General features: G+C 43.7%; 10 protein-coding genes. 6 read left to right on the top strand and 4 right to left on the bottom strand.

What is annotated here, in order from left to right:
* Positions 1–77: 77 nt before the first annotated feature.
* On the bottom strand, positions 78–1,151 hold the full coding sequence (fbp, locus tag QUA90_RS28195) for a class 1 fructose-bisphosphatase (protein ID WP_333448550.1): 1,074 nt from the start codon (positions 1,149–1,151) through the stop codon (positions 78–80).
* Between the two features lie 323 nt (positions 1,152–1,474).
* Between fbp and QUA90_RS28190 the strand changes: the two genes are divergently transcribed.
* The 3 genes from QUA90_RS28190 (at position 1,475) to QUA90_RS28180 (ending at position 5,719) form a co-directional block, all read left to right on the top strand.
* Positions 1,475–1,609 carry a DUF4058 family protein gene (locus tag QUA90_RS28190; RefSeq protein WP_333321850.1) on the top strand — a complete coding sequence of 45 codons (135 nt, stop codon included), beginning with the start codon at positions 1,475–1,477 and terminating at the stop codon, positions 1,607–1,609.
* Positions 1,610–1,814: 205 nt separating this feature from the next.
* Positions 1,815–4,340, top strand: coding sequence for an ankyrin repeat domain-containing protein (locus tag QUA90_RS28185; RefSeq protein WP_333448549.1), 2,526 nt, complete (start codon positions 1,815–1,817; stop codon positions 4,338–4,340).
* A gap of 29 nt (positions 4,341–4,369) precedes the next feature.
* On the top strand, positions 4,370–5,719 hold the full coding sequence (locus QUA90_RS28180; protein ID WP_333448548.1) for a serine/threonine-protein kinase: 1,350 nt from the start codon (positions 4,370–4,372) through the stop codon (positions 5,717–5,719).
* Positions 5,720–6,286: 567 nt separating this feature from the next.
* Here the strand turns inward: QUA90_RS28180 and QUA90_RS28175 are convergent.
* The gene (locus tag QUA90_RS28175; protein ID WP_333448547.1) at positions 6,287–6,601 is read right to left on the bottom strand and encodes a hypothetical protein; all 315 of its coding nucleotides are present in this window, start codon (positions 6,599–6,601) and stop codon (positions 6,287–6,289) included.
* A gap of 209 nt (positions 6,602–6,810) precedes the next feature.
* Positions 6,811–7,185: a hypothetical protein gene (locus QUA90_RS28170; RefSeq protein ID WP_333448546.1), complete on the bottom strand. Its 375-nt coding sequence runs from the start codon at positions 7,183–7,185 to the stop codon at positions 6,811–6,813.
* Between the two features lie 233 nt (positions 7,186–7,418).
* Here QUA90_RS28170 and QUA90_RS28165 point away from each other — a divergent pair, with 233 nt between their 5' ends.
* Together QUA90_RS28165 and QUA90_RS28160 are read left to right on the top strand one after the other, a co-directional pair.
* On the top strand, positions 7,419–9,698 hold the full coding sequence (locus QUA90_RS28165; protein ID WP_333448545.1) for an AAA-like domain-containing protein: 2,280 nt from the start codon (positions 7,419–7,421) through the stop codon (positions 9,696–9,698).
* Positions 9,699–9,734: 36 nt separating this feature from the next.
* Complete coding sequence (locus tag QUA90_RS28160) at positions 9,735–13,187, top strand: WD40 domain-containing protein (protein ID WP_333448544.1); 3,453 nt, start codon at positions 9,735–9,737, stop codon at positions 13,185–13,187.
* A gap of 229 nt (positions 13,188–13,416) precedes the next feature.
* Here the strand turns inward: QUA90_RS28160 and QUA90_RS28155 are convergent, their stop codons facing one another.
* Positions 13,417–14,619 (bottom strand): phytochelatin synthase family protein, encoded by a 1,203-nt coding sequence (locus QUA90_RS28155; protein ID WP_333448543.1) that lies wholly within the window; start codon positions 14,617–14,619, stop codon positions 13,417–13,419.
* An 800-nt stretch (positions 14,620–15,419) separates the two neighbouring features.
* Between QUA90_RS28155 and exaC the strand changes: the two genes are divergently transcribed.
* Positions 15,420–16,940, top strand: a complete 1,521-nt coding sequence (exaC, locus tag QUA90_RS28150) for an acetaldehyde dehydrogenase ExaC (RefSeq protein ID WP_333448542.1) — start codon at positions 15,420–15,422, stop codon at positions 16,938–16,940.
* Positions 16,941–17,241 lie beyond the last annotated feature (301 nt).

Below are 17,241 nucleotides of genomic sequence, written 5' to 3'. Positions count from 1 at the left end.
AATGACTAATGACTAATGACTAATGACTAATGACTAATGACTAATGACTAATGACTAATGACTAATGACTAATGACTTCACTCTTGGACTGTTCTAGGATTGCGCGATCGATCTTGAATAAAAGACTCAACCATCGCTACATTTTCTTTACTGCCGACAATCAAGGGCGATCGCTCGTGCAGTTTGGTCGGCACAACGTCTAAGATGTCTTGAATGCCCGTACTGGCGCGCCCGCCGGCTTGCTCCATCAAAAACGCCAAAGGAGCCGATTCGTAGAGCAAGCGCAATTTGCCCTCCGGTTGTTTGACCGTTCCGGGGTACAAAAACACGCCTCCCTGGAACAAAATCCGGTGGAAATCTCCCACCAAAGCCCCACCGTACCGGGCGCTGTAGCCTTCGCTGCGGTGTACATACCGAATGTAGTCTCTCAGAGATTCCTCCCACTGCCAGAAGTTGCCTTCATTAACGCTGTAAATTGGGCCGCGATCGGGAACCTTAATGTTTTCGTTAGCTAGAATAAACTCGCCCAAACTGGGATCGAGGGTAAAGGAATGAACACCCTGACCGATCGAATAAACCAGCATGGTACTGGGGCCGTAGAGTACATAGCCAGCGGCAATTTGTTTGTGTCCATGTTGCAGCAAGTCGGAAGCAGAACCATCTGCATCGTCCCCCTCTTGCTTGCGGATGCTGAATATGGAGCCGACATTGAGATTGATGTCAAGATTGGAAGAACCGTCTATGGGGTCGTAGAGCAGACTGTAACGCCCGATCGGACAATTTTCGGGAATGTAGTAGGGTTTTTCCATTTCCTCCGAAGCCAAGCGGCATACCAGTCCGCTTTGCTGGAATACCGAGATAAACACTTCATTAGCATAGATATCCATCTTTTTGACGGATTCTCCCTGCACGTTCGTAGCCCCTGTAAACCCCAAGGCATCTGCCATTAATCCGGCTCTGCTGAGTCGCCTCGCGATCAGCTTGGCTGCGAGCCCGATGCGATTCATCAGGGCACTGAGATCCTGAGCATCTGCTGAAAAGCTTTGAAGTTGCTGGAGTACGTGACGAGATAGGGTTGTGCAATCGCGGTCTAAGGCTTGCACCTGATCGATCGGGCCCAGTCGGGCTTCCCCTGTCGGCGCGTTTACCATGATTTTGATGTCCTCCCTGTCTTGCTGCTCTGGATTTGGGTTCGATGGAGTCCTTGACTCTTGCTCCTGAATCGGCTAAAAGACCGATCCTCCCCCAACTTCTATCTTAGGAAGGGTTTTGCCAAAGGGCGTCGAACTTTAGGTGAATTTTAGATCCGCATCGAAAATTGAGGAGTGCGATCGACTGTTGAGCCGGGAATTGTATCCAAAATCACTAAATTTTTTAATTAACCGCAGAGGACGCAGAGGGCGCTGAGAGAGAAAGTGGCGATAGAGAAGTCTACGAACGTTGGCTAGCATCTCAAAAAGACCGATAACTTCCTTTGCGCGAAGAAGATGTAGAACCTATTGTTAATTTGCCTGAATTGCTTGCAGGCATTTACGATCGCGTCGGCTATGATTATCGGCTCGATTACGATCAATATCCCGTACGTAAATTTTCGCCAAAGGCGATATGACACTCCAAAATTCTGGGTAAGCTATCCATAGAAATACGGTAATTGAAATTTAAGCAAATATACAGAGTCCGTCATTGACTTTTCTATTGACTTGTTTGAAATATACTCAAACACTCAATTTACATTGCATAAATTTTTCAAAATTTGGGTTTTTAAAACCGAAATACAAAATGTTTGTTGATACTCATCAACCCAGGATAATGCTATGGATATTGTCGAAAAAATTCCCCATAACTTAGTCAAACACTATCAAATTAAAAAGCTACTCGGAGAAGGCGGTAGTAGCACAACTTATGAAGCCGTTGACCTCCAAACACACCAGCGAGTCGCACTCAAAGCTTTGTCTTTACAGAAGATGAATGACTGGAAAGTCCTGGAACTCTTTGAACGAGAAGCCAATGTTTTATCAAAATTGAATCATCCGGGAATTCCGCGTTATTTGGATTATTTTTATGTCGATACTCCCGATAACCGTTGTTTTTATATAGTACAAGAACTGGCCCAAGGGCAATCTCTAGCCAGTTTAGTCGAAAATGGCTGGCACGCTAGTGAACCTGAAATTCAACGCATTGCAACACAAATTTTGGAGAGTTTAGTTTATCTCCATTCACAGACACCACCTGTTATCCACCGGGATATTAAACCAGAAAATATTGTTTTCAAATCGCCGATCGATTCCCACAAAGAAAAAGACTGGGCAGTCTGCTTAGTTGATTTTGGAGCCGTGCAAAACACTTATTACAATACTTTAATGCGAGGAAGTACCGTAGTTGGAACCTATGGTTATATGGCTCCAGAACAATTTCTCGGACAAGCCGTACCTGCAACAGATTTATATGGTTTAGGATCGACGTTGTTGTATTTACTAACCCACCGTTCCCCGGCCGAATTACCAACAAATATACTAGAGGGAGATTTTCGCTCTCAAATTCAGATTTCTTCAGCATTTGCCGATTGGTTAAAAAAAATGATAGCGTCAGATTTAGAAAACCGCTTTAACTCGGCAAGAGAAGCGCTTGAATTGCTTCGCAATCCTAGAATATTTAGCGTTAAATCCGATCCGACGCAATGGAAAAAACGCCTTAAAATAGGAATTGCTGCTATTGCTACTGTTGCTGTTTTAAATCACTTTAAATATCCGATCCTTAACCGGATTGGATTTACACCCAATGCAGTTGTCGAGGCTGTCAGACAGGGAGATACTCAAACTGTTAGGCATTATCTGGATCTTGGCATTAATGCTAATAGCAGGGTAAATGATCAGAATTTACTACACTTTGCTGGCTCAAAAGAGGTGGCAGAATTGTTAATTGCCAAGGGTGCAGATGTCAACGCTAAGGATACATTTGGCGGTACCCCATTACACAGCGCTGCTTTGTCCGATCGCATAAAAGTGGCACAGACGCTAATTGCTAAAGGTGCAGATGTTAACGCCTGGGGAGAAACTCAATTTGAGCTGTGTAATTTTATATGTACAACTCCTCTGTTCTTTGCCCGATCGCCTGAAATGGCCAAGTTGCTGATTGCTAAAGGTGCGGATGTCAATGCCAAAAACAAATATGGCATGACTCCTCTACATATGGCGCGATCGAAGGCGATCGCAAAGATACTACTCGCCGCAGGCGCAAAAATTAACATCAAAGAAGACAATGCCCAAAATGGCAAGAGTACAGCTTTATTACATAACGCAGCCCAAATAGGCTTTAAGGAGTTGGTACAACAGCTAATTAAAGACGGTGCAAATGTGGCGATCCGCGATGACTATCGAAGAACTCCACTGCACTATGCAACCACAAAAGAAGTTGCTGCTTTGCTAATGTTGGATGTCAATGCTAGGGACAAATCTGGAAATACTCCGTTACACCTAGCTGTCGATCGAGGATCTCAAGATATCGCTGAACTGCTAATTGCTAATGGTGCAAGGGTTAACGTTAGAAATGAGAACGGTCAAACTCCATTGTATCGAGCGATCGCGATCGGACACAATGAGATTGCTGCACTGCTAATTAACAACGGTACAGATGTCAATAATATAGATGGATATGGCACAACTCCACTGCACAAAGCCGCACATTATGGCACTGTAAAAATCTTAAAATTGCTGATTGCTAAAGGTGCAGAAATTAATATCCACGATAATCAAATAAAAACTCCACTGGATATCGCCGTAGACCTGAAACTTCAGGATACAGTGGCGCTTCTAATTAGTAAAAACCCAGATGTTAATAGTGAAGACAAAGAAGGCAGAACTTTACTGCATATCGCTGTCGATTTCAAACTTAAGGATGTAGCCAAACAACTCATTGCCAAAGGTGCATTCGTTAATGCCAAAAATAACTTGCTTCAAACTCCCCTGCATCTTGCTGTTGCTCAAGGATCTCAAGATATCGCTGAACTGCTAATTGCTAATGGCGCAAGGGTTAACGCTAGAAATGCGAACGGTGAAACTCCATTGTATCAAGCGATCGCGATCGGACACAATGATATTGCTGCACTGCTAATTAAAAACGGTGCAGATGTTAATAATAGAGATATGTGTAACACAACTCCACTCCACAAAGCCGCACATTATGATACTGTAGAAATCTTAGAGTTACTGATTGCTAAAGGTGCAAAAGTTGACACTACAAACTGCTATGGCGACACGCCGCTCAAGATAGCAGAAACTAACTTGATCCCCGACCAAAAACCAATAGTTAAAATACTCAAATTTCGCGGTGCAACCTATTAATTATCCACAATCAACCCAGGCAGACAAATATGGAAACACTACAACAATCGGAAAAAATCATTGCTGAAAGATATCGCATTCTCGGCAAATTAGGACAGGGTGGAGTTGGAATCACCTATGCTGCTGTAGATTTAAACAGCAATCAAAAAGTTGCACTCAAAGCTTTATCCCTGCGCCTGACAACTGAATGGAAGAAAATCGAGTTATTTGAACGAGAAGCAAAAACTTTATCGGGATTGAATCATCCGGGAATTCCTCGCTATATTGACTGCTTTCAAGTTGATACTTCCCAAGATCGTTGTTTTTATATCGCCCAACAACTCGCACCGGGAAAATCTCTCGCACAGTTGATAGAAAATGGCTGGAAACCAAATGAAGCTCAAGTTCGTCATATCGCCTATCAATTGCTAGAAATTCTAGCGTACCTGCAATCGCTGTTACCTGCTGCGATCCACCGAGATATTAAACCTCAAAATATTATTCTGCAAAAAAATGGGCGAGTCTTCCTAGTTGATTTTGGCGCAGTTCAAAATACTTACCATCATACTGTTACTGGAGGCAGTACCGTTGTCGGAACCTACGGTTACATGGCACCAGAACAATTCCGAGGAAAAGCTGTATTATCAACAGATTTGTATGGATTAGGCACAACGCTGCTTTTCTTGTTAACCCAGAAATTTCCATCCGATCTACCCAGACACAAGCTGAAGGTAAAATTCCGCGAGTTCGTCTCTATTTCTCCAGAGTTTGCCGACTGGTTAGAGAAGATAATTGAACCCGCAAGTGAAGATCGATTTCACTCAGCAAAAGATGCTTTATCAGCGTTGCGAGGTGAACAGCCAAGCGGGATTAATCTAGACAAAATGTTTAAGCGATCGCCCCAATCCCGAATTACTTTAATTGACACTAAACGGTGGTTATTAATCAAGATACACCCCGATCGTTCACCTAGCAAACTCAAGTGGTTTTTCCAGTTCATTCATCTGAGTTATAAATTTTTACTTCCATTCTCTTTGATTCTGGGATTTGTTCTATCTAGCTTGTCTTGTGAATACACTACAACCGACTGGCTACAGAGATTATCCGGGCGATTTTTCAATATATCAATCCTGGCTATAACAACATTTACCCTATTTTATGCTTTGATGTGGTTGTGTATGACTGATTATCGTCAATTCACTAGACCAATTCAAATCCGTTCTCCAGATATCCAGCGGGTAAAGTTGAGCGGAATTCATCTGCCATTGCTCAAAAAATCGATTACTTTTTGCCGGATTCGCGCCAAGTCGCGTAACTATTGTTTTGGCTTATTTTTGCCGCAAGCTGAGAAAGAATGGTTGGTAGGGGAATTGAATGATTGTTTAAGTAAACTAAAATAAATCATTGTTGTTATCCACAGAGTTGATAAAACAACCGTTTTTTTGCTGAGTGCGTGGATTAAATAAATGCGGAACAATAGAAGATTTTATGTACTAATTTAGGCAATAATAATCATCAAAAAATCCTGGATCTGGCATGAGAATAAAACTATAAAGAATCTCGATATTTATGAAATAGGACTGCAAAAGGGGAAGGCGATCGCACTTGTTGAATACGTAGCTAAAAAGATTAGTTGAGAGTAGCGATCCTGACGGGGTGACAACAAGAGTCAAAAGCTTGATAAAATCAAGAACCTAGCCCTCAGACCCCTCTGAAAAAAGGGTAGCTTATTTCGCCTCATCCTCATTAATTCTGCAATAATATCTTGACAAAACTCCATTCCAACTACCCAAGATTGACCATATAGCCCAATCCAAAAGCTACTGTGTCGGCGCTGGGAACGTTGAGGTTCTGTGAGGCGAGTAACATACTTTTGAATTCCCTGGTGCTTGATTTTTTGACCTTGCAGGATAGCAGAACTGTAAGCGAGAGCAATGAGGAGAATTAATTTTTGTAACCGTTCATTATTAGCATGACTCTTCTCGCTCGTTGTAACCACCTGTCTTACAATCTTTGAACATGGCTTCTATACCCATACGACTTTTGAAAGCAGAAATTGCTGTATTATGGGTTTCTAAGTTAGTGAGAAGATACCAACCTTCATTCTCCACCTTGCCCTGATATTTACGACGCCAATAACCAGCTACATTAAACAAGCCAAATCCTTTTTGTTTAGTGACTTTAACACCCGTAAGAAAAAAGCGACTTCCGGGTAACAATCCCAGCTCGGACAAATGAGTATATTCGGCAAATTCTTGCTGAATATAGCGTTCCTGTTTCACCCTAAAAACGAACTTCACGTCTTGCTGACACAGCCAGCTCCCTAGTTTGACGCTGCCAAATTCAGGCGTCTCCTAAAATGATAATTTTGTAATCCTTTAAAAGCTCTAAAATCGGTGTGATTAGAGTTTGCTGCTCGGCAATATTACTGCTTCCTCTCTTATCCAAGAGTTGCCAGTATAAGGGGATAGCTCGCTTGTCCCAAATCAGACTAATTACAAAAAGGTTTTTGGATCGCCCGACAAGTGCGATCGATAGCGAGTTTTAACCATTTATGATTTTTAAATTTCTGCTTCAATATTTCTTGAACGATAGGGAACCACAGGCGTTCTATTTGGAGGCAATCCAATTTGAGAAATCGTTGTAGGCTGCGCCTGCGGCTTTCAAATTGAATCGGATAAGGCATCAAAGAAGCTAGCAATTCCAGGCTTACTTGTTTATGGCAAGCAAGTAGATATACCAAAATCTTTAAAGTCAGATATTCGGTGACTTTTAGCTGTTGTTGTAGGTAGATTTGGTAAAATGAAAAAACCATATTTAATAGATGGGGATTTTTCACAATCCCGACCCCATCTTTTTTTACCACAAAAGCTCCAAAAGCTCTACAGATAATGCTTTCGGCGGGGTTGTCACCCCGTCAGGTAGCGATCGCCTTTTCGATTGGTTATGCTTGACTCAGGGCGATCGTTTCTGCCAGTTTACTGCTCAACAAAAATAAAGATGTTTGTGGTTAAATATCGTATAAAGGCAAGAAATATCTCGCCCTGACTGAGGTAGTGTCGTTAAGCTCCTGTATCTCCTCTCCTAAAGGTTCCATTAATGAGTATTTCGCCTAGAAATAAAAAAATTATCCTGTTTTTGGCAGCCAACCCCAAAAATACCACCCCTGTGGACTTACAGAAAGAGGCGAAGGAAGTTGCAGAGGGGTTGCAACGCTCTAAAAAAGCCGACAAGTTCCAACTTGAGCAACAGTGGGCGGTGACACCCAGAGAAATGCAGCGAGCCATATTAGATTATAAACCAGAGATTGTGCATTTCTCTGGGCATGGTGCAGGAGAAGGCGGTTTAGGCTTGGAAGATGAGGCGGGACAAATTAAGCTGGTCAATACCAAAGCTTTGGCAGCTTTATTTGAGGCGTTTAATGAGTACGTGGAGTGCGTAATACTCAACGCTTGCTATTCAGAAGTGCAAGCGGCTGCGATCGCACGTCACATTCCTTATGTGATCGGCATGAAGCAAGCGGTGGGAGATAGCGCCGCACGAGAATTTGCTGTAGGTTTTTACGATACGTTGGCGGCGGGGGAGTCGATCGAATTTGCCTATAAATTGGGTTGCGTTAGCATCAGTATGGCTGGTATTCCAGAAGAGCTGACTCCGGTATTAAAGAAAAAGTCGGATTTTTCTGAGTTGGATGCAGCAGGGCGATCGGGCGATGCTTCTGTTAGCGATATCGTTGAGGAGTCGTCGCCTGTGGTGGAAAATCCGCGATCTAGCGCCGTATCTCCCGTTTCGAGTTCCAACTTAGACAACCCAGAAGGTTCTGTTAGTTTAGATTCACCCCTATATATCGATCGGCATCCCATTGAATCTGATTGCTACCAAACTATTGTTAAGCCCGGAGCTTTAATCCGAATCAAAGCCCCCCGACAAATGGGAAAAACTTCCTTATTGCAGCGAATTTTATACAACGCCAAGGAACAGGGTTATCAAACGGCTTATTTAAACTTTCAATGGGCTGATGGCAGTTTTCTCACCAATCTTGATGAGTTGTTGCAGTGGTTTTGTGGTGAGATTACCAATGAATTAAATTTAGAAGACAAGTTAGGAGAATATTGGAAAGGCGTTCTCGGCAGTAAAAATAAAAGCACGAAGTATTTCCAACGCTATCTATTATCTAACACGGTTCAGCCTCTTGTTTTAGGGTTAGATGAAGTCGATCGCATTTTTGAGCATTCCGAAATAGCCACCGACTTCTTTGGATTATTACGAGCTTGGCACGAACGGGGAAAAAATGAGGAAATTTGGAAAAAGCTGAGGTTGGTCATTTCTCACTCTCAAGAAGTTTATATTCCTCTCAATATTAATCAGTCGCCATTTAACGTGGGCTTGCCCATAGAATTACCTGAACTCAATCAGAAACAGGTAACAGATTTAGTGAATCGACACCAATTAAATTGGTCAAATCAAGAGATTTGTGACCTGATGGAAATGGTGGGCGGTCATCCTTATTTAGTGCGAGTTGCTCTCTACCAAATTGCCAGAGGGAGAATTAGCTTAGATAGCTTGCTAAAAGTCGCTCCTACTGAAGAAGGCCCTTACTACGATCATTTACGACGGCATTTAGTTAACTTGGAACAAGATGCAGAACTAGCAGCAACAATTAGACAAGTCATTAACAGCGAACAACCTGTAGAAATTAATACCGGAGAGGCTTTTAAATTGCGAAGCATGGGGTTGATAAAATTTCAGGGAAATGCTGTCATGCCATTGTGTGGTTTGTATCGTCAATATTTTAGCCATCGCCTAGCCTTTCTCCAACCAAATATGACTGCTGTGCAACAATCTAATAACCCATCAAGCTTGAGCGTAGAGAGTAATTTAGCAGCTATTATGTTTTCGGATGTCGTTAATTCCACGGCTTTATCAGTTGCCAACCAAAAGCTGACACTAGAATTAGTGAATCGAGATTTCAACATCATACGAGGCATCTGCGCTAAACATCAAGGCAAAGTCCTTAAAGAAATGGGCGATGGTTTATTAATTTTCTTTCCAGAAAGTGCCGTAAAAGCAGTAGCCTGTGCGCTAGAAATACAGCGAAGTCTCGCCGAAGCTGCTACAACCTTACCTGCGAGTCATGTCCTGCAACACCGGATTGGTATTCACTTGGGGGAAATCTTCTTTCTTAATAATGATATCAGGGGGGCTGGTGTAAATTTAGCGGCTCGTTTAGAAGGGAAAGCAGAGCCAGGAGGAATCTGTATTTCTGAAACAGTTTATCAAGTCGTTAAAACCCACTCACCTTTAAATGTGATTGACTTAGGTATGCAACAGTTAAAGGGAATTACTGAAGCTGTACGCCTGTACAAATTGATTCCTTGATTCTCTAATTTTCCACCTATAAATTAACAATGACCTATGAAGGATTATCAATATCAAGTTGGGGGTAGCCTGCCTGCAAACGCCCCAACTTATGTCACGAGAAAGGCGGATGAAGAACTTTATCAAGCTTTAAAAGCTGGAGAATTTTGCTATGTTCTTAATTCCCGACAAATGGGAAAATCATCCCTGCGAGTGCGGACAATGCAGCGGTTACAAGCAGAGGGAATTGCCTGTAGTAGCATTGATATAACAGAAATTGGTACCTCAGATATTACGCCAGAAGAGTGGTATGCAGGCGTGATTGATAGCATTGTCAGCAGATTAGATTTGTATGACGTTTTTGATTTAGATGAATGGTGGGAGCAGAACAGCTTACTATCGAATGTTAAACGATTCAGTAAATTTTTTGAAGAAGTATTACTCAAGATAATTTCAGAAAATATAGTAATTTTTGTCGATGAATCGGACAGTTTACTCAGCTTAAATTTTAAAATAGAAGACTTTTTTGCTGTGATTCGTGATTGCTATAATAATCGAGCTGATAAACCAGACTATCGTCGATTAACATTTACGATGTTAGGGGTAGCTACTCCCTCCGATTTAATTCAAGACAAGCGACGCACTCCGTTTAATATTGGTCGAGGAATAGAGTTAACGGGGTTTCAATTAGCAGAAGCCCAACCTTTGGCAGTGGGGTTAGAAACTCAAGCGGAAAATTCTAAAGCTGTGTTAGAAGCAGTATTATATTGGACGGGCGGACAGCCATTCTTAACACAAAAGCTTTGTAAACTAATGCTCGTTAGTGCAAATCATACACCCATTCCAAATCCCGCTGAGTGGGTAGAAACTTTAGTCCAAGAAAAGGTGATTGATAATTGGGAAGCACAGGATGAACCAGAACATTTAAAAACGATTAGAGGACGCATTTTACGCAGCGAGCAACGGGCAAGTAGGTTATTGGGACTATATCAGCAAATTTTGCAGCACAATGAAATAGCTACTGATGATAGTCCCGAACAAATGGAACTACGATTAACTGGGTTGGTGGTTAAGCAGTCTAGCAAACTTCAAGTTTATAACCGGATTTATCAATCGGTTTTTAACCTGGATTGGGTGGAAAAACAATTAGCGGAACTCCGCCCTTACAGCGAAAGTTTTAAAGCTTGGATAGAGGCTAATTTCCAGGATGAATCGCGACTGTTGCGGGGTCAAGCCTTGCAAGATGCTCAAACTTGGGCGGCAGATAAAAGTTTGAGCGATTTGGATTATCAGTTTTTAAATGCCAGTCGGGAAGTCCAACAACGGGAAGTTGAACGAGAGTTAGAAGCACAAAAACAAGCGAATCAAATTTTGACTCAAGCGAATCAGACGCTAATTAAAGCACAGCAATTGGCCACGTATAAAATCACTCAAGCTCAGAATTTAGCAAATGTCATCCAGGAAACTGCTTTTTCTAATGAATCATTTCGTTCAGGACAGACATTCCAAGCACTTTTGGAAGCATTAAAGGCAGGACAAGCATTCAAACAACTAGATTCTTCAGCCGAGACGACAAAACATATTAGAGGACGAGTGATAGCTGCGCTGCAACAAGCAGTGTCCGCAGTAAAAGAGCGCAATCATTTGGAAGGGCATAGCAATTCTGTAAATAGCGTCGCCTTGAGTCCAGATGGCAAGACATTGGCTTCTGCAAGCAGTGACAACACCATCAAACTGTGGCACCTGCAAAGCCAAAAACCCATCGCTACCCTCACCGGGCATAGCAATTCTGTAAATAGCGTCGCCTTTAGTCGAGATGGCAAGACATTGGCTTCTGCAAGCAGTGACAACACCATCAAACTGTGGCACCTAGAAAGCCAAAAACCCCTCGCTACCCTCACCGGGCATAGCAATTCTGTCTGGAGTATCGCCTTGAGTCCAGATGGCAAGACATTGGCTTCTGCAAGCAGTGACAACACCATCAAACTGTGGCATCTGGAAAGCCAAAAACCCATCGCTACCCTCGCCGGGCATAGCAATTCTGTTAATAGCGTCGCCTTTAGTCCAGATGGCAAGACATTGGCTTCTGCAAGCAGCGATAAGACGATTAAACTGTGGCACCTGGAAAGCCAAAAACCCATCGCTACCCACACCGGGCATAGCAATCCGGTGTGGAGCGTCGCCTTTAGTCTAGATGGCAAGACATTGGCTTCTGCAAGCCGTGACAACACCATCAAACTGTGGCACTTGGAAAGCCAAAAATCCCTCGCTACCCTCACCGGACATAGCAATGAGGTCTTGAGCGTCGCCTTTAGTCGAGATGGCAAGACATTGGCTTCTGCAAGCAGTGACAACACCATCAAACTGTGGAACCTGCAAAGCCAAAAACCCATCGCTACCCTCACCGGGCATATCAATGAGGTAAATAGCGTCGCCTTGAGTCCAGATGGCAAGACATTGGCTTCTGCAAGCCGTGACAACACCATCAAACTGTGGCATCTGGAAAGCCAAAAACCCACCGCTACCCTCACCGGGCATAGCAATCCGGTCTATAGCGTCGCCTTTAGTCGAGATGGCAAGACATTGGCTTCTGCAAGCAGTGACAACACCATCAAACTGTGGCACCTGCAAACCCAAAAACCCATCGCTACCCTCACCGGGCATAGCAATTCGGTCTATAGCGTTGCTTTGAGTCCAGATGGCAAGACATTGGCTTCTGCAAGCTTTGACAAAACCATCAAACTGTGGAATCTGGAAAGCCAAAAACCCATCGCTACCCTCACCGGGCATAGCAATCCGGTCTATAGCGTCGCCTTTAGTCCAGATGGCAAGACATTGGCTTCTACAAGTGACGACAAGACGATCAAACTGTGGAATCTGGAAAGCCAAAAACCCATCGCTACTCTCACCGGGCATAGCAATGAGGTCTATAGCATCGCCTTTAGTCCAGATGGCTTGAATTTGGCTTCTACAAGTGACGACAAGACGATCAAACTGTGGAATCTGGAAAGCCAAAAACCCATCGCTACCCTCACCGGGCATAGCAATGAGGTCTTGAGCGTCGCCTTTAGTCCCGATGGCAAAACTTTGGCTTCTGCAAGCAGTGACAACACCATCAAACTGTGGAATCTGCAAAGCCAAAAACCAATCGCTACCCTCACCGGACATAGCAATTCGGTCTATAGCGTCGCCTTTAGTCCAGATGGCAAGACATTGGCTTCTGCAAGCAGTGACAACACTATCAAACTGTGGCACCTGCAAAGCCAAAAACCGCTCGCTACCCTCACCGGGCATCAAGGTTTGGTCTGGAGCGTCGCCTTTAGTCCAGATGGCAAAACTTTGGCTTCTGCAAGCAGTGACAACACCATCAAACTGTGGGTTTGGGATTTCGATAAACTAATGGCATTAGGTTGCAATTGGATCGACGATTATCTCAGAACAAACCCGAAAGTGACAGAAGAGGATAAACAGATGTGTGCTGATTACCTCAGTCAACAGTCAATCCAATAGAATTTAGGCAAAAACCGACAGCCAACCAGATGTTCGCACTACATTTTTTTTACCACTACTTCCACTTTTTCCGTTGTCCATTCCTCACTCGCATCAGTCACAACCCTAATATTTCGCTGCGGCGAATCTTCATCCACAACCGCCACCAGCATCAGATTATTAAATCTTGCTATTTAATTTTCACTTTTGTCGTTAGTCGAGGTTTGGGGAGTTCAAAAGTCGGTATGTGCTAACTCTGAGGGATATTGCACTGATGTCCATTGGAATATAAAGTGTAAAACTCCTGGAGTGCTGACATTTGTTCTCTCAATCTAGATATCTCTACATCCAAGGGAGGGAGTAGTTTCTCAAGGTAGCGAACCTCACTAAACCACAGTCGTAACTCGGGTTTGAGATTTGCATAGAGCGTTTCGGGACAGGAGAGTAATATTGCTGTTATTATCTCTGCTACGAATGGCTGGTGCGGCCACTTCCCTACAACAGACATTGCATCCGAGTCATCGCTTGACAAGCATTGGTGAACAATATCAAACAGTGAATTTAACTCAATAGCTGGCCGTAATTTCTCAAGTGTCTCTGCCGTCTCTGAGGAGGTATTCACCATAGTTGTGAATTCAACAGGCCAATGGTGCAGGATGGTACTGACAAATGAAGCAATTGAATCAGGTTGCTCTTTTCTCAGAATGTCTGGGAGTATTTCTGCAAAGTAAGGAGCAACACTACGCCACTGATGTAAATCACAAGCAACATGAAAAAAGGTTTCTGGCAACCTTTCACTCTTCTGCAATAAAATATAACCTCGACATTGATTAGTGACGGGATCGACAGGTTCAAATGCTTGCCATAACAAAGGCAGAGAAACCCAGTGAGGTGGATATTTGAAACGGGCAACATCCAGCAGAAGAACTAGATCCCGCTGTGGATGATAGCCACCAATTGGTGAAAAGTGACCATCACCCGTTTGTCCCAATACCTTTCGGCTGTAGGAAACAACTAGATGAATATCACCTGACGCTGCAGTCACCTCCTCAACTGCTTGCCGAAAATTTTCCAAGCTGCTTTGGTAGTAACGGTTAGGTTTTACAACAGCACCGTTGCAACGTGCGATACAGACAAACTCATCAAAGGTGATACCGTTTTCTTTAATGACTGAAAGAGGTAAGCAACAGTCTAAAAATTCCTCTCCATACCATCTCCACACCCCTTTCCAAATGCGACCGGGATCGATGGATAAGGCATTAAGAACAACAACTAAACTACCCAATCCACAAAAAGCAGGTTCTGCTTGAGTATGAAACTGTTCAGCTAGAGCAAAATACCCTTCCATACCTCCCAATGCCAAGGCTTCTCGAAATATTTGCCTTCCCTCTACGGAGGAAAAGGCAATAGCAGAATCTGGGAGTGAACGACGATAAAACCCTTGAGCAGACATGGAGTGTTTTAACCCTTATTGCTTATGGTGCTAATAAATATTATGCAATAGCGTCACATTGATAATGATGAATGCACTTATTTACTATTTTTTTCAATTTTAGCAATAAAACGCTGCAAAGGTTTGAATTTTTGGGGTGCAAATTTTAAAAAGGTGATTATTTGCGAGGGAAAGCTAGGCATAAAGCTGATGAAACAATTCGGGGAATTGCCACAGACCGAGCATTATGCAGCTCGGATAGATCAAGCTTTTCTGAATAGCCTCAATCACACCATTGATGTTGTATAATAGTCAGGTAAACAGTTGTAAAAGTTGCAATCAATCAAATTTAAATCGGTGATAGGGATGGGCAATGAGGTGGTCGATTCTCAGGGGATTTATATTGACTTTGCTGATAACGATATGGGAATTACCCAATATGTCACAGCGTCACTTTCTGCTCCCTTGTTGGTTGGCACAACCAGCCATTTTATCAAGAATTCCTCTCAATTATCGGATAATTACAGAGAAAAAAAGGAGATTTAAAGTGTTTTCTGTAAGTTGGTAAAGGTACTAAATTTCGGATAAAACTTCGGCTGCGTCACACTTAATTAATAGTATTTAGTTGGGTAGGCGCGGGTTTTTGAAATTGTTGGTTTTAGCCTCAGATTGTTGGTGAACCCGCCCCTACAGTGACTGCAAAATATTTAAAAAATGTAAAATTTTGTATATGAATTGACCGAACTTCAGGAAAATAGACGATAGTTGATATGCAAGAGATTTTAAGCGTCCGCGAAAACAAATTTTAATCAGGTAATAAAATGGTAGTAGCAGCACCTGTTCAATCCGGCAGTCAGTCGATTTTTCAAACTCGCTACGACAACTTTATCGGCGGCAAGTGGGTGCCACCGGTGAAAGGGAAATACTCGGAAAACCTGTCTCCAATTACAGGAAAATCAATTTGTCAAATCCCCCGATCGACCGCCGAGGATGTAGAATTGGCACTAGATGCCGCCCACGCCGCGAAAGACAAGTGGGGTAAGACTTCCCCAGCCGATAGGGCGAGGGTTTTACACAAAATTGCCGATCGCATCGAAGAAAACCTCGATCGCCTCGCCATCGCCGAAACCTGGGACAACGGCAAACCAATTCGCGAAACCCGCCTCGCAGACATACCGCTGGCGATCGACCATTTCCGCTACTTCGCAAGCTGCATCCGAGCCCAAGAAGGGTCGATCGGCGAACTCGACGGAACAACAGTCGCCTACCACTTCCACGAACCCCTAGGCGTCATCGGACAAATCATACCCTGGAACTTCCCGATATTAATGGCCGCCTGGAAACTCGCCCCAGCCCTCGCCGCCGGAAACTGCGTCGTCCTCAAACCAGCAGGCCCCACCCCCGCCTCAATCTTGGTACTGATGGAAATCATCGCCGACTTAGTACCAGACGGCGTTATCAACGTCATTAACGGGCCCGGCGCCGAAATCGGCAAAACCCTAGCCACCAGTCCTCGGATTGCCAAAGTCGCCTTCACCGGCGAAACCACCACGGGCAGGCTAATCATGCAATACGCCTCCCAAAATGTCATCCCCGTCACCTTAGAATTAGGCGGTAAATCCCCCAACATTTTCTTTGAAGATATCTGCGCCCAAGATGATGAATTCCTGGACAAAGCAGTCGAAGGATTAGTCATGTTTGCATTCAATCAAGGCGAAGTGTGCACCTGTCCCTCCCGCGCCTTAATTCAGGAGTCAATCTACGATCGATTTATGGAAAGGGCGATCAATCGCATCCGTCAAATCAAGCAAGACAACCCATTAGATCCGACAACCGCCCTCGGCGCGCAAGTCTCCGTCAACCAGATGGAAAAAATCGCCGAATACGTCAAAATCGGTCACGCCGAAGGTGCAGAATGTCTAATTGGTGGCGAAAGAAACATCTTATCCGGCGACTTGCAAGACGGCTATTACTTCCAGCCGACAGTCTTCAAAGGAAACAACAAAATGCGAATTTTCCAAGAAGAAATCTTCGGCCCAGTATTAGCAGTCACCACCTTCAAAGACGAAGCCGAAGCATTAGAAATTGCCAACGATACCCTCTACGGTTTAGGTGCAGGAGTTTGGACTCGCGACATCAACACCGCCTACCGCATGGGCCGCGCCGTTCAAGCCGGCCGCGTGTGGACAAACTGCTATCACCTATATCCAGCCCACGCAGCATTCGGCGGCTACAAATCATCTGGTATCGGGCGCGAAAATCACAAAATGATGTTAGATCACTACCAGCAAACTAAGAATTTGTTGGTCAGCTACAGCCCCAAAGCTTTAGGTTTCTTCTAAGGTTTTAGTCATTGGGAAGAAAGAAAGAAGAAAGACACACTTTAAGGATTCGTCAACTCCTTCTTTCTCTCTTCCCTCTCATTCTCTGCGCCCTCTGTGCCCTCTGCGGTTCATTAAAAAAAAGCTCATTCATAAACCAAATAAAATTGCTACACAAACAGACTGCAATGGAAACTGCAAAAGTTACCGCAACAGAATCCGCTTTAAAATTAATTAACTATCTCAAAACCTGGGGGGGTAACAACCAGCCTGAAACCCATACCTTTGTAAGGATTGAGCCAATGTGTGCTAAAAAAAAATA

Origin of the sequence: Microcoleus sp. D3_18_C4 (assembly GCF_036702355.1) — a bacterium.
Classification (GTDB): Bacteria; Cyanobacteriota; Cyanobacteriia; order Cyanobacteriales; family Microcoleaceae; genus Microcoleus.
Note: the sequence above shows the minus strand (reverse complement) of the source record. Positions and strands in the feature narration are given on the sequence as shown.

What these genes read in the sequence shown, in the direction of transcription:
- fbp (WP_333448550.1), bottom strand. Translation starts at nt 1,151, where the DNA reads ATGGTAAACGCGCCGACAGGGGAAGCCCGACTGGGCCCGATCGATCAG.
- QUA90_RS28185 (WP_333448549.1), top strand. Translation starts at nt 1,815, where the DNA reads ATGGATATTGTCGAAAAAATTCCCCATAACTTAGTCAAACACTATCAA.
- QUA90_RS28180 (WP_333448548.1), top strand. Translation starts at nt 4,370, where the DNA reads ATGGAAACACTACAACAATCGGAAAAAATCATTGCTGAAAGATATCGC.
- QUA90_RS28165 (WP_333448545.1), top strand. Translation starts at nt 7,419, where the DNA reads ATGAGTATTTCGCCTAGAAATAAAAAAATTATCCTGTTTTTGGCAGCC.
- QUA90_RS28160 (WP_333448544.1), top strand. Translation starts at nt 9,735, where the DNA reads ATGAAGGATTATCAATATCAAGTTGGGGGTAGCCTGCCTGCAAACGCC.
- QUA90_RS28155 (WP_333448543.1), bottom strand. Translation starts at nt 14,619, where the DNA reads ATGTCTGCTCAAGGGTTTTATCGTCGTTCACTCCCAGATTCTGCTATT.
- exaC (WP_333448542.1), top strand. Translation starts at nt 15,420, where the DNA reads ATGGTAGTAGCAGCACCTGTTCAATCCGGCAGTCAGTCGATTTTTCAA.